The sequence below is a fragment of the Streptomyces sp. NPDC047525 genome, from assembly GCF_040643025.1.
GTDB classification, from domain to species: Bacteria; Actinomycetota; Actinomycetes; order Streptomycetales; family Streptomycetaceae; genus Streptomyces; species Streptomyces durmitorensis.
Window position 1 is genome coordinate 112,494 of the sequence record NZ_JBEYTL010000021.1, and the last position, 11,106, is coordinate 123,599.

Genomic DNA, 11,106 nt, shown 5'->3' on the forward strand with positions numbered 1-11,106 from the left:
TGCTCCGCTATTGGGTGGGGGCCGAACCTGTTCAGCCTACGTCGGTTGCCCCGAGCCGCTCGCCGGGGGCGATCCGCACGCCGCGCGCCCAGTCGGCGCCGCGCATCGGCTTCTTGCCCTGCGGCTGGACCCAGAGCAGCTCCACGGCGTGCGAGCCGCTGCCGACGTACACATTGTTCTTGGCGGCGGCGAGCTCGCCGGGCGCCAGGTCGGTGCGGTCCGGGACGAGTGCGGCCTGGATGATCTTCAGGCGCTCCCCGCGGAACACGGACCAGGCACCGGGAGCCGGGGTGCAGCCGCGCACGACGCGGTCGACACGGAGGGCCGGGGCGGCCCAGTCCACCTGTGCGTCCTCGACGGTGATCTTCGGGGCGAGCGTGATGCCGTCGGCGGGCTGCGGTACGGCCTTCAGGGAGCCGTCCTCGATGCCGTCCATGGTGGCGGCGAGCAGCCCGGAGCCCGCGAAGGCGAGACGGGTGAGCAGGTCACCGCTGGTGTCGGTGGGTCGGACGACCTCGGTGACGGTGCCGTACACCGGCCCGGAGTCGAGCCCCTGCTCGATGAGGAAGGTGGAGGCACCGGTGATCTCGTCCCCCGCCATCACCGCGTGCTGGACGGGCGCGGCGCCGCGCCAGGCGGGAAGGAGAGAGAAGTGCAGGTTGACCCAGCCGCGGGCCGGGACGTCCAGGGCGACCTTGGGCAGCAGCGCGCCGTAGGCGACGACCGGGCAGCAGTCGGGCGCGATCTCGCGCAGCCGGGCCAGGAACTCCTCGTCGCGCGGCTTCACGGGCTTGAGGACCTCGATCCCGGCCTCCTCCGCACGCTGGGCGACGGGGCTCGCGATGAGCCTGCGGCCGCGGCCCGCGGGGGCGTCGGGCCGGGTGACGACGGCGGCCACCTCGTGCCGGTCGGAGGCGATCAGGGCGTCCAGGGCGGGGACTGCGACCTCGGGGGTGCCTGCGAAGACGAGCTTCATCGTTGCCTTTCGGCCTCTCGGGACGGGAACGTGCGGGGAGCGCACCAGTCTATGAGCCGCCCTGCCGGGCCGCGCTCCGCGGGGCGGCTTGTGCCGGACGGCCTTCCCTGGCGGCTCGCCCCGGGTGGCGTTCGTCCGGGCCCGCACGGCCGGAGCGGCTCGCCCCGGGTGCCGCTTTCACGGCGCCGCCCGCCCCGAGGCGCTCGCCCGGGCACCGCTCGCCCGAAGCGCGCCCGTACCGGGGCCGCTCCTCCCGGGCCGCTCCTCCCCGGAACTCCCCTCCCTGGGGCCGGTCTCCGCCGCACCGCCGATGCCGCACCGCCGATGCCGCACCGCTCGTCCGGGATACCGCACGCCCGGGGGCGTACGCGCGGACGCGCGCCCTGTGCATATGCGCATACGCCCCCGCACCGTGACCCCACACGAACTAGCGCGTTGGTCAAGAAAGAGTTGACCACAACGGGCCGCCCACGCGGCCCGATCCTTTTCAACGCCGGTTCGAGAGGCTTGTTCATGGCCGACCACGCAACCCACGACGCCCAGGCACGGGCCAGCCTGCACCTCCTGGTTCGGGACATCGAGCGGGTCCGCCGGCAGGTGGACGCACTGCGTACGCTCACCGCCCAGCTCGGCAACGTCTACCGCCCGCGCCGCTCCAGCCCCTCCGCGGGCTTCGTCGTGTACGGGCGCGCCCCCGCCCCGACCGTCCGCCTCGCCCAGGAGCTTCGGGACAGCGTCGAGACGCTGGTGACAGCCGCGGTGGACTTCGACCGCTCGCTGGGTTTCTCGTGGGACGCGGTGGGCTCGGCCCTCGGGGTCACCAAGCAGGCGGTGCACCGCCGTTACGGCGCACGCCGGGCCACGACACAGGCGGCGGCGGAAGCGGAGCGCGCCACGGAGACGGTGCCCTCCGCCGCGACCGCCCGTCCCCCGGTCCCGGTCGGCGCTCCCCTCCCCTCGGTCCCCTCGGTCCCCACGGTCCCCGCGGCCCGCGCGATGCCGACCCAGCCCACGGCGGGCAGCCCCGCCCTCCGCGACGACCCCCGCCCCAATGTCTTCCCGGGCCCACGCAACGGCTAAATACGAGAACAACGACGGCGGCGGCTGTCCTGACGGGTTCCCCCGTCAGGACAGCCGCCGCCGCTGCGCGCAACCACTCCCGCCACGAGCAGACATCCCCCCACGAACAGCCCCCACCCAACCCGCAGTCGACCGCGCCCACCGTTGTGGGCAGGCGTTCCGCACGGCGGAACGGGTGGGCACAACGCACCGCTACCGGGCACCGATGAACACGGCGGCAAGCACCGCACAGCCAGCGAGCACCGCAAGGCACACGCCCCGGCCGGGGGGTCGGAACCACCAGGCCTAGCCAATATCCAGCGGGTCCACCCGAATCCGCACAGGCTCCACCCCCGCGGACCCCGCCCCCCGGGCCATCCGAGCCGCCTGCGCCACCTTCAGCGAAGCGGCAAGCGCGGCCCCGCTCCCCGGCGGCACCCGAACAAGCACCCGCTCCCACCGCTCCCCGACGGGCGCGACCCCGCCCCGGCGGGCACCCCCTGGCCCAGGACCGGCGTCCGGCACGGGAACAGGCCCCAACACCACCGCATCCCCCGGAAGTTCAGCCGCAGCGAGAAACCCGGAAAGTGCCTCCGCGGTCCCCGCCACGGAGGCCATCCGCGACACGGGCGGAAACCCCAACTCGGCCCGCTCGGAGAGCTCCCGCACCGCATGCCCCACGGGATCCCACCGCACAAGCGCCTGCACGGGCCGCAGAGTCGGCTCGGCGACGACCACCACGGTCCCGCCCTCCCCCTGCGGCCGCACCAGCGAAGAGGCGCCGATCCACCGCCGCAACGCATCCTCACCGGCCCGCAGATCGGGCCGCCCCAGCATGGCCCACCCGTCGAGCAACAGAGCCGCGGCATAACCGCCTTCGGCGACAGGCTCCGCCCCCGGCGTACTCACCACCAACGCGGGCAACCCCGGCACGGTGTCGAGCACCTGCTCCCGCCCCGACGTCCGCACCGGCACCGCGGGAAACGCCCGCCCCAACTCCTCTGCCGTACGCCGCGCCCCCACCACCTGCGCCCGCAGCCGGAACCCCCCGCACTCCCCGCAGTGCCAGGCGCCTTCCTCCACCCCGCACCAGCCGCACCACAGCCCCCCACGGTCCCGCGCCTCCAACGGCCCCGCACAGTGCCGGCACCGCGCGGGCTCCCGGCACCTCTCGCACGCGAGCCGGGGCACATATCCCCGCCGGGGCACCTGTACCAGCACAGGACCGTGCTTCAGGCCCTCCCGCACCACGTTCCAGGCGAGCGTCGGGAGCCGCGCGGCCCGAGCCGCCTCGTCCCGGGCGAGGTCGCCGTCCCCCACGGTCCGTACGAGCGGCGCGCTCCCCCGCACCTGCTCACGGTCGGCGACCAGCGGCGCCGCCCACCCGCTCTCCACCAGCTGCGCGGCCTCGACCGTGCAGCTCCAACTCCCCAGCAGGAAACCGCACTTGTCCCGCGAGGCGCGAAGCTCGAGCACCTCACGCACATGCGGGAAGGGAGCATTGTCGTCGCTGTGACTGGCATCGCCGTCGTCCCAGATCACGACGAGCCCAAGATTCCGCACCGGCGCGAACATGGCGGCCCGCGTGCCCACGACGGCCCGCACGGCACCACGCCGTACGGAGAGCCACTCCCGATACCGCCGCTCCTGCCCCACATCAGCGGTGAGCAGAGCATGCTGCCCCGCCCCGATCAGCTGGGTCAGCGCCGCATCGACCCTCGCGGCGGGCCGCCCGGCAGGCACGACGACCAAGGCCCCTCGCCCGGAGGCAAGCGTCGCCTGCACGGCCCGCGCGATCTCCTCGGCCCACTCCGGCCCGGGAAGGGCGGTCCACACAGCCCGAGGCGCACCCCCAGAGGCCAGCGCCCCCAAGAACTCCGCCCCATGTCCGTACCGCCTCCAGGACCCGGTCTCAGGCGCCGCCGGAGGTGCCGGAGCCTCCCCCGACTCCCGCGCCTCGGCCCGAGCGTGCCGGGGCGGAACGGCCAGTTGCAGAACATCGGCGAGGCTGCCCGCATACCGATCGGCCACGGCGCGGGCCAGCCCGAGCAGCTCACCGCCGAGCACGGGCTCGGGCGAGACGACCTGCGCCAGAGCGGCAAGAGGCCCCGAGTAGTCCGACTCGGCAACGCGCTCGACGAGAAACCCGTCGATCAACCCCCCGCCTTCGCGCCGCCCGCCCCGCACATTCCGCGCCCCGGCCCCGAACCGCACCCGGACCCGCACCCCGGGCTGCGCCTGCTCGTCCAACTCCTCGGGCACCGCATAGTCGAAGTACCGATCAAGATGCAGCACCCCCTTGTCCACCAGCACCCGAGCCACAGGCAGATGCTTGGCCAACGGAGCCCCCCGCCACGTCCGCGGCTTGGCCCGCGGTACATCGGCCTTGCGCACCGCTTCCCGAATGAGCGCAAGCTGCTCCGGAGGCTCGGCCCCGCCCGCCCCCTCAGATCTCTGGTTCTCGCTGCTCACAGCAGCATTCCTACCAGACCGCACTGACACGGCAGCAGGCCCGATATCCACCGAGGCACGACGAAGCCCGGCGTCCCCACCAGGGACACCGGGCTTCGTCAGAACGCGCGCGGCGAGGGAGCCTTACAGCTCCTTACAGCCCCGCAGCCTTCCGCAACGCATCCACACGATCCGTCCGCTCCCACGTGAAGTCGGGAATCGCCCGCCCGAAGTGGCCGTACGCGGCGGTCTGCGCGTAGATCGGGCGGAGCAGGTCGAGGTCGCGGATGATCGCGGCCGGGCGCAGGTCGAAGACCTCGGCGATGGCGGCCTCGATCTTGTCGGTGTCGACCGTGGCCGTGCCGAACGTCTCCACGAAGAGGCCCACCGGCTCGGCCTTGCCGATCGCGTACGCGACCTGGACCTCGCAGCGGGCCGCGAGGCCCGCGGCGACGACGTTCTTGGCGACCCAGCGCATCGCGTAGGCGGCGCTGCGGTCGACCTTGGACGGGTCCTTGCCGGAGAAGGCGCCGCCGCCGTGGCGGGCCATGCCGCCGTACGTGTCGATGATGATCTTGCGGCCGGTGAGGCCGGCGTCGCCCATCGGGCCGCCGATCTCGAAGCGTCCGGTCGGGTTGACCAGGAGGCGGTAGCCCTCGGTCTCCAGCTTGATGCCGTCCTCGAGGAGCGCCTTCAGCTCGGGCTCGACCACGAACTCCCGGATGTCGGGGGCGAGGAGCGAGTCCAGGTCGATGTCGGAGGCGTGCTGCGAGGAGACCACGACCGTGTCGAGGCGGACGGCCTTGTCGCCGTCGTACTCGATGGTGACCTGGGTCTTGCCGTCGGGGCGCAGGTACGGGATGGTCCCGTTCTTGCGGACCTCGGACAGGCGGCGCGAGAGACGGTGCGCGAGGTGGATCGGGAGCGGCATCAGCTCCGGCGTCTCGTCGCAGGCGTAGCCGAACATCAGGCCCTGGTCGCCCGCGCCCTGCTTGTCGAGCTCGTCCTCGTCGCCCTCGACGCGCTTCTCGTACGCCGTGTCGACGCCCTGCGCGATGTCCGGGGACTGCGAGCCGATGGACACCGAGACGCCACAGGAGGCGCCGTCGAAGCCCTTCTTCGAGGAGTCGTAACCGATCTCGAGGATCTTCTCGCGCACCAGCTGCGCGATCGGCGCGTACGCCTTGGTCGTCACCTCGCCGGCCACGTGCACCAGGCCGGTGGTGATCAACGTCTCCACGGCGACCCGGGATTTCGGGTCCTCCCGCAGAAGGGCGTCGAGAATGGTGTCGCTGATCTGGTCAGCGATCTTGTCGGGGTGACCCTCGGTCACAGACTCCGAGGTGAAGAGACGGCGGGACACATCGCTCCCTGTGGTTGCAGCGGCTGCTGGCTGATCATTGGTGGACGGCCGGGAGCTGCGCCCGGCGTCGTCCGAGACCAGTTTATCGGTCACACTCGGCCGCCGGACCACGTGTCTCGCCACTTGGGAGCGCTGTGACCTGCGGCACTGCATTGTGCGGTACGACGATCGGTCTCCACCAGAGGGCCTCACGCCCGAATTTCCCGGTTTTGGGGCGCCCAGTGGGGCGAATGTGACATTTGCGTCCAGATTTTCGCCCCGGTTCTGCTGAGACTTCGGCAAGAGGCGTCTCCTGGGAGACACCCCCATTCTCTCAGGAATTCTTCGGCAGGCGTTCGGCCACGAGATCCCAGACCGTGTCCGCGAGTGCTTCCTTCGGCCCGTACGGCACGGGGGTCTCGCTCCCGTCGGCGCCGAGCACGACCGCCTCGTTCTCCTCGGAGCCGAACGTCTTGCGCTCGCCGACTTCGTTGACGACGAGCAGGTCGCAGCCCTTGCGTTCCAGCTTGGCGCGGCCGTTGGCGAGCACGTCGTCCGTCTCGGCGGCGAAGCCCACGACGACCTGGCCGGGGCGCGGCCTGTCGGCAGCGATCCCGGCGAGCTCGGCGAGGATGTCGGGGTTGCGGACCAGGGCGATCGGGGGCTGCTCCTGGCCGTCCCGCTTCTTGATCTTTCCGGTCGCGTACGTCTCCGGGCGGAAGTCGGCCACGGCCGCCGCCATCACCACCGCGTCGGCGTCCGCAGACGCCTTGAGGATCGCCTCGCGGAGCTGGACGGCGGTGCCGACGGGCACGATGTCGACGCCCGCCGGTTCCGGCAGCGCCGCGTTCGCCGACACGAGCGTGACGCGGGCGCCGCGCGCCGCCGCGCTGCGGGCCAGCGCGTACCCCTGCTTGCCGGAGGAACGGTTGCCCAGGAAGCGGACCGGGTCGAGCGGCTCGCGCGTGCCGCCCGCGCTGACGACGACGTGCCGCCCCGTGAGGTCGCGGGCCAGGTCGCCGCGGGCCAGGACGCGGCGTACGACCTCGAAGAGCTCCACGGGGTCGGGGAACCGGCCCTTGCCCGTGTCCACGCCGGTGAGGCGGCCGACGGCGGGCTCGATGACCAGGGCGCCGCGGCGGCGCAGCGTGGCGACGTTCTCCTGCGTGGCCGGGTGCTCCCACATCTCCGTGTGCATGGCGGGCGCGAAGATCACTGGACAGCGGGCGGTGAGGAGCGTGTTCGTCAGGAGGTCGTCGGCGAGGCCGTGGGCCGCCTTCGCCATCATGTCGGCCGTGGCCGGGGCCACGATCACGACGTCGGCGGCCTGGCCGATCCGTACGTGCGGCACCTCGTGGACGGAGTCCCACACCTCGGTCGAGACCGGGTTGCCGGACAGCGCCGACCAGGTCGCGGCCCCCACGAAGTGCAGCGACGCCTCGGTCGGCACGACGCGCACGTCATGGCCGGACTCGGTCAGCCGCCGCAGCAGCTCACAGGCCTTGTACGCGGCGATACCGCCGCTGACCCCCAGAACGACCTTGGGCTTGCCCACCGTGCCTCCCCGCACTCGTGATCCCCGCACTGGGGAACGTACGACTCCATGACACACCACAGGCCCGGCAGTCGCGCTGCCGGGCCTGCGATGAAGAAATACTGCAAGAAAAGAAATGCGACTACTGCGCCGGGCCCTCGATGGCCTCGGACGTCAGCAGACCCGCGTTGATCTCGCGGAGCGCGATCGAGAGCGGCTTCTCGTGGACGTGCGTGTCCACCAGCGGGCCGACGTACTCCAACAGGCCCTCGCCGAGCTGCGAGTAGTACGCGTTGATCTGGCGCGCGCGCTTGGCGGCGTAGATCACGAGGCTGTACTTCGAGTCGGTCGCTTCGAGGAGCTCATCAATCGGCGGGTTGATGATGCCCTCGGGCGCAGTGATGGAAGAGGACACTCTCTGCCTTCCGATGGGGATTGACCTTCGAATGGAAACTGAAGATCAAACCGGGGTTACTGAGGATGAAGATCAAACAACTTTCATCAAGGCTAGCAGCTCACGCGCCACATCCTCGACGGAGGTATTGACCAGGGTCGTATCGAACTCGGCCTCGGCGGCGAGTTCGATCTTCGCCGCGGCGAGCCTGCGCTCGATCACCTCCGGCGCCTCGGTCCCCCGGCCGGTGAGCCGGCGGACCAGCTCGTCCCAGCTCGGCGGTGCGAGGAAGACCAGCTGCGCCTCGGACATCGACTCGCGGACCAGGCGCGCGCCCTGCAGATCGATCTCCAGGAGGACGGGCTCGCCCGCCTCGAGGCGCTCGAGGACGGCACCCCGAGGCGTGCCGTAGCGGTTGCCCGCGAACTCGGCCCATTCGAGCAGCTCGCTGTTGGCGATCAGCTTGTCCATTTCCTCGTCGGAGACGAAGAAATAGTGGACACCGTGCTTCTCGCCGGGGCGCGGCTTCCGCGTGGTGGCCGAGACCGAGAGCCAGACCTCGGGGTGTTCCTTGCGCATATGAGCGACGACCGTGCTCTTGCCGACCCCGGAGGGGCCGGAGAGCACGGTCAGCCGCGGACGTACGTCCGGGGGCACGGGGGTCGTCCCCCGGGATGTTGCAGCCATGCAGCGATTATCCAGGTTCTCAGGAGTGCCTGAGAACGTCAGGCAGCGCCACCGCCGAACTCACGCTCCAAGGAGGCGATCTGGTTGGAGCCGAGACCGCGCACACGGCGGCTCTCGGAGATGCCAAGACGCTCCATGATCTGCTTGGCGCGGACCTTGCCCACGCCGGGCAGGGACTCCAGGAGGGCGGAGACCTTCATCTTGCCGATGACATCGTTCTCCTGACCCTGCTTGATGACCTCGTGAAGCGAGGCACCGGAGTGCTTGAGTCGATTCTTGACCTCGGCCCGCTCCCGGCGAGCCGCGGCGGCCTTTTCGAGCGCGGCTGCGCGCTGTTCAGGGGTAAGGGGCGGAAGAGCCACGCCTACGTCACCTCGGATGTCGAACTGTCGGATACGGACCGGTGAGGAACCTAGTCGCCCCACACCTGGTGAGCAACGTGCAACGCGCTTGCCCGTTCGCTCTCGTCGGAGACTAGCGGGCATGGCCGCCGGAGTCAGCGAGAACAGACGAAAAGTCCTGGTCAGCCTCTGCCGAGGTGTACATTCCGGGCATTTCACCCCGGATTTGGCCTGGCGAGCCATCAACGAAACGTAGGGACGTGGCCGGACACGTCCTTCGAAGACGGAAAAACACCCTCAGGCCGAGGCGACGGCCTCTCGGATCTCGTCCGCGAAGCGGCTCGCCGCGACGCGAAGCCCCGCCACGTCGGGACCGTGACGCAGGACACCCCGGCTGACGCTCGGCACGACATTGCGCACGGCGTCCCCGAAGACACCCGGCAGATCCGCCGGAGTGGCACCCTGCGCCCCGATGCCGGGGGCGAGCAGCGGACCGTTGATCGCGAGGTCGTACGAGGACAGGTCACCCAGCGTCGCCCCGACGACGGCCCCGAAGGACCCCAGGGGCTCCGCATCCGCGTTCTCCGCCGCCAGGTGCCCGAGGATCGTCGCGCCGATCGTGCGGCCGTCCTCGCGCACCGCGTGCTGTACCTCGGCGCCCTCGGGGTTCGAGGTGAGGGCGAGCACGAAGAGCCCGGTGCCGTTCTCGCGCGCCAGGTCGACGGCCGGCTTCAGCGAGCCGTAGCCGAGGTAGGGCGAGACCGTGAGGGCGTCGGAGAACAGCGGCGAGTCCTTGTGCAGGAAGGTCTCCGCGTACGCGGCCATCGTCGAGCCGATGTCGCCGCGCTTGGCGTCCATGACGACCAGGGCCCCGGCCGCGCGCAGCTCCTGGACCGCCTTCTCCAGTACGGCGATGCCCCGCGAGCCGAAGCGCTCGAAGAACGCGCTCTGCGGCTTGAACACCGCGACGGTCCCGGCCAGCGCCTCGACGACGGTCCCGGTGAACTTCTCCAGGCCCGCGACGTCGTCGTTCAGGCCCCAGGCGGCCAGGAGGGACGCGTGCGGGTCGATGCCGACGCAGAGCGGCCCGCGCTCGTCCATGGCGTGGCGAAGGCGCGTACCGAAGGGTTCGAGGGCACTCATGCGGGCTTCCTTACGTCGGCGCCGACGGCCTCGGCGAGCGTGGCGTACGGGGAGGTGTTCAGACGGGCGGCGAGGCCCTTGTGGATCGCGCGGCCCCAGAAGGGCCCTTCGTAGATGAACGCGCTGTAGCCCTGCACCAGGGTGGCGCCGGCGAGGATCCGCTGCCAGGCGTCCTCGGCGTTCTCGATGCCGCCGACGCCCACGAGCGTGATGCGGTCGCCCACGCGCGCGTAGAGGCGGCGCAGGACCTCCAGGGAGCGCTCCTTGAGAGGCGCCCCCGACAGGCCGCCGGTCTCTCCGTAGAGCGAAGGTTCGGATTGCAAACCGAGGCTCTCGCGCGCGATGGTCGTGTTCGTGGCGATGATGCCGTCGAGGCCGAGGTCGACGGCCAGGTCGGCGACCGCGTCGACATCCTCGTCCGCCAGGTCGGGGGCGATCTTCACGAGGAGCGGCACACGGCGCCCTGTGACGCTCCGGTCGGCCGCCTCGCGTACGGCGGTGAGAAGCGGCCGCAGGGACTCCGTGGCCTGGAGGTTGCGCAGGCCCGGGGTGTTCGGGGACGACACGTTCACCACGAGGTAGTCGGCGTGGACGGCGAGCCGCTCGGTCGACTTCACGTAGTCGGCGGCGGCCTCCTCCTCGGGGACGACCTTGGTCTTGCCGATGTTCACGCCGACGACCGTCCTGAAGACGGCCTTGCGGGCGCCCAGGCGCTCGGCGACGGCCGCGGAGCCTTCGTTGTTGAAGCCCATGCGGTTGATCAGCGCCCGGTCCTCGACGAGGCGGAACAGCCGCTTCTTGGGGTTGCCGGGCTGCGGCTCCCCCGTGACCGTGCCGATCTCGATGTGGTCGAAGCCCAGCATCGACATGCCGTCGATCGCGACGGCGTTCTTGTCGAAGCCCGCCGCGAGCCCGAAGGGGCCGTGCATCCGCAGCCCGAAGGCCTCGGTGCGCAGCTCCTTGTGGCGCGGGGCGAGCACGGCCGCGACGAACGTGCGAAGGACGGGGACGCGGGCCGCGCACCGGATCCAGCGGAAGGCCATGTAGTGGGCCTGCTCCGGGTCCATGCGCTTGAAGACGAGGTTGAAGAAGAATTTGTACAAGGTGGTGTCCTCGGTGTCCTCACCGGAAGTACCGGAAGTCGGAGTGCTCACCAGAAGGGGGACACCGGATCGGTGT

Annotated in this window: 10 protein-coding genes; 1 reads left to right on the forward strand and 9 read right to left on the reverse strand. The window is 71.2% G+C overall.

Features of this window, described 5'->3' with window-relative positions:
* Positions 1 to 31: 31 nt before the first annotated feature.
* The gene (gene fmt / locus ABZ833_RS39520) at positions 32 to 976 is read right to left on the reverse strand and encodes a methionyl-tRNA formyltransferase (RefSeq protein ID WP_249591145.1); all 945 of its coding nucleotides are present in this window, start codon (positions 974 to 976) and stop codon (positions 32 to 34) included.
* Between the two features lie 513 nt (positions 977 to 1,489).
* Between fmt and ABZ833_RS39525 the strand changes: the two genes are divergently transcribed.
* Positions 1,490 to 2,056 carry a hypothetical protein gene (locus ABZ833_RS39525; protein ID WP_361057742.1) on the forward strand — a complete coding sequence of 189 codons (567 nt, stop codon included), beginning with the start codon at positions 1,490 to 1,492 and terminating at the stop codon, positions 2,054 to 2,056.
* A 285-nt stretch (positions 2,057 to 2,341) separates the two neighbouring features.
* On the opposite strand, the gene ABZ833_RS39530 is transcribed toward ABZ833_RS39525, so the two are convergent.
* The 8 genes from ABZ833_RS39530 to ABZ833_RS39565 form a co-directional block, all read right to left on the reverse strand.
* Positions 2,342 to 4,507 (reverse strand): primosomal protein N', encoded by a 2,166-nt coding sequence (locus ABZ833_RS39530; protein WP_361057744.1) that lies wholly within the window; start codon positions 4,505 to 4,507, stop codon positions 2,342 to 2,344.
* A gap of 133 nt (positions 4,508 to 4,640) precedes the next feature.
* Positions 4,641 to 5,849, reverse strand: coding sequence for a methionine adenosyltransferase (metK, locus tag ABZ833_RS39535; RefSeq protein ID WP_361057746.1), 1,209 nt, complete (start codon positions 5,847 to 5,849; stop codon positions 4,641 to 4,643).
* Positions 5,850 to 6,162: 313 nt separating this feature from the next.
* Positions 6,163 to 7,383 (reverse strand): bifunctional phosphopantothenoylcysteine decarboxylase/phosphopantothenate--cysteine ligase CoaBC, encoded by a 1,221-nt coding sequence (gene coaBC / locus ABZ833_RS39540; RefSeq protein WP_249591141.1) that lies wholly within the window; start codon positions 7,381 to 7,383, stop codon positions 6,163 to 6,165.
* A 121-nt stretch (positions 7,384 to 7,504) separates the two neighbouring features.
* Entirely contained in the window at positions 7,505 to 7,777 is a 273-nt protein-coding gene (rpoZ, locus tag ABZ833_RS39545) for a DNA-directed RNA polymerase subunit omega (RefSeq protein WP_005319902.1), read from the reverse strand.
* Positions 7,778 to 7,849: 72 nt separating this feature from the next.
* Positions 7,850 to 8,443 (reverse strand): guanylate kinase, encoded by a 594-nt coding sequence (gene gmk, locus ABZ833_RS39550; RefSeq protein ID WP_249591140.1) that lies wholly within the window; start codon positions 8,441 to 8,443, stop codon positions 7,850 to 7,852.
* Between the two features lie 38 nt (positions 8,444 to 8,481).
* Positions 8,482 to 8,805 carry an integration host factor gene (locus tag ABZ833_RS39555; protein WP_005319887.1) on the reverse strand — a complete coding sequence of 108 codons (324 nt, stop codon included), beginning with the start codon at positions 8,803 to 8,805 and terminating at the stop codon, positions 8,482 to 8,484.
* 276 nt (positions 8,806 to 9,081) lie between these two features.
* Positions 9,082 to 9,927 carry an orotidine-5'-phosphate decarboxylase gene (gene pyrF / locus ABZ833_RS39560; RefSeq protein WP_361057750.1) on the reverse strand — a complete coding sequence of 282 codons (846 nt, stop codon included), beginning with the start codon at positions 9,925 to 9,927 and terminating at the stop codon, positions 9,082 to 9,084.
* On the reverse strand, positions 9,924 to 11,030 hold the full coding sequence (locus ABZ833_RS39565) for a quinone-dependent dihydroorotate dehydrogenase (RefSeq protein WP_361057801.1): 1,107 nt from the start codon (positions 11,028 to 11,030) through the stop codon (positions 9,924 to 9,926). Before ABZ833_RS39565 ends, pyrF begins: the two co-directional genes overlap by 4 nt.
* Positions 11,031 to 11,106: the final 76 nt, after the last annotated feature.

Coding starts and splice junctions, on each gene's coding strand:
- fmt (WP_249591145.1), bottom strand. CDS start 976: ATGAAGCTCGTCTTCGCAGGCACCCCCGAGGTCGCAGTCCCCGCCCTG.
- ABZ833_RS39525 (WP_361057742.1), top strand. CDS start 1,490: ATGGCCGACCACGCAACCCACGACGCCCAGGCACGGGCCAGCCTGCAC.
- gmk (WP_249591140.1), bottom strand. CDS start 8,443: ATGGCTGCAACATCCCGGGGGACGACCCCCGTGCCCCCGGACGTACGT.
- pyrF (WP_361057750.1), bottom strand. CDS start 9,927: ATGAGTGCCCTCGAACCCTTCGGTACGCGCCTTCGCCACGCCATGGAC.